Below are 1,327 nucleotides of genomic sequence, written 5' to 3'. Positions count from 1 at the left end.
TGAACTTATTGATTTAATACAAGAATTAATGAAACTTAATCGTAATAAACAGAAGTATTATTTACGAGGAATGAGAGCTAGATCGCTTGCCCTGTCTGCTTTATAACTATTTTCGTCACCCCCCCAGCTTCGACCATCTATATATAGCGGTTTTAAAATATAGCGGTTTTAAATTCGGTCAGGTACAAATCTCTGGGTTTTAGGGACTAAGGCCGTAGGCCACGCTTTCGGCAAAGCCGAAAGCGAACGGAGCAGGGAACAGCGGATCTGGGAACAGGGAAAAAATTCTGTGTATCTCATAGTTATGAATAACGCTGTATTTGATATTACTAATTTTATCAAGCCTTTTCGATTCAACGCATTTTTTATTTTAAATAATGCGTTTTTTGTCATTATTTATAACCAACATTATCATGGTTAAAACACATATTTCATGGCTCCAGAAGTCGCCTCACTCTAGCTAACCCTTCCTCTCCAGGAATAGGCTGAACCATACCACTTCGGATTTCATCTCGACGCTTCTTAGCTTCACTTACCCAAAGTGTTTGCAGTTTCTCATCTACATCAAACTCAAGACTTTAAACCAGCTTCTGAGCCAACAATGCTCTCCATGCACTGGGCAAAGATAAAGCTTCTTTCATTACTTGTTCAACAGAGACCATAATTTATATCAACTCCGGTTGAATACTGATCATAAAAGTGTGGGGAGATGGGGAGATGGGGAGATGGGGAGATGGGGAGATGGTAGAGATTTTTATTAAGGGTAACTATCCTGACATGATATTACTACAGGATAGAGGATACCCAGAGTTTAGCAAAAAAGTACTAAACATAACACAGAATAAAAATGCGATTGACCTACGGTCACGCTACTTGAGGTGCATCTGTTGAGCTTGATAAGCGCATTTGTATTTGAGATGTCAACCTGTATGGTCTTTTTTTATTGGACAATAAAACTTAGGATCTTTTTCCCCTCTTGCTAGCATGCCTATTGCCTATTGCCTATTGCCTATTGCCTATTGCCTCTTGCCTCTTGCCAAGCGCAAGTATCTTCACAACCCAGATACAAAAGCTATATCAACTCAGCCGCTTGCAAAGCCACAAAGCAAACAGAGGTAAAGCCAGTCGGTAGCCTTGTTCAGAGCCATAAATCAAACCTTTGTGCTGCAATCCAGCGATCGCTCCTTGGAGAGAACCCCCTCTTGATAGGTAATGCTTTTGAATATAATCTCGACTTTGTGGCTTGTCGGTAGGGTCTAGGGCGAGGGATTCTAAAAGATGAGCCTGATTAGCTGGAAGCAGCATCAGTAATGACTCGAAGACCATA

2 protein-coding genes and 2 pseudogenes are annotated in these 1,327 nt (G+C 40.8%); 1 reads left to right on the top strand and 3 read right to left on the bottom strand.

Annotated features, from left to right (window positions below):
* Positions 1-168 precede the first annotated feature (168 nt).
* Positions 169-300, bottom strand: coding sequence for a hypothetical protein (locus tag F6K37_RS42765; protein ID WP_267875520.1), 132 nt, complete (start codon positions 298-300; stop codon positions 169-171).
* Between the two features lie 131 nt (positions 301-431).
* A pseudogene (locus F6K37_RS45965) lies at positions 432-662 on the bottom strand (addiction module protein).
* Positions 663-717: 55 nt separating this feature from the next.
* Between F6K37_RS45965 and F6K37_RS42755 the strand changes: the two are divergent.
* Positions 718-891, top strand: coding sequence for a hypothetical protein (locus F6K37_RS42755; RefSeq protein ID WP_287257268.1), 174 nt, complete (start codon positions 718-720; stop codon positions 889-891).
* Between the two features lie 186 nt (positions 892-1,077).
* Here the strand turns inward: F6K37_RS42755 and F6K37_RS42750 are convergent.
* Positions 1,078-1,327: pseudogene (locus F6K37_RS42750) on the bottom strand (ATP-binding protein); the annotation flags it as partial.

The organism is Moorena sp. SIO4E2, from assembly GCF_010671945.1.
Taxonomy (GTDB): Bacteria; Cyanobacteriota; Cyanobacteriia; order Cyanobacteriales; family Coleofasciculaceae; genus Moorena; species Moorena producens.
Note: the sequence above shows the minus strand (reverse complement) of the source record. Positions and strands in the feature narration are given on the sequence as shown.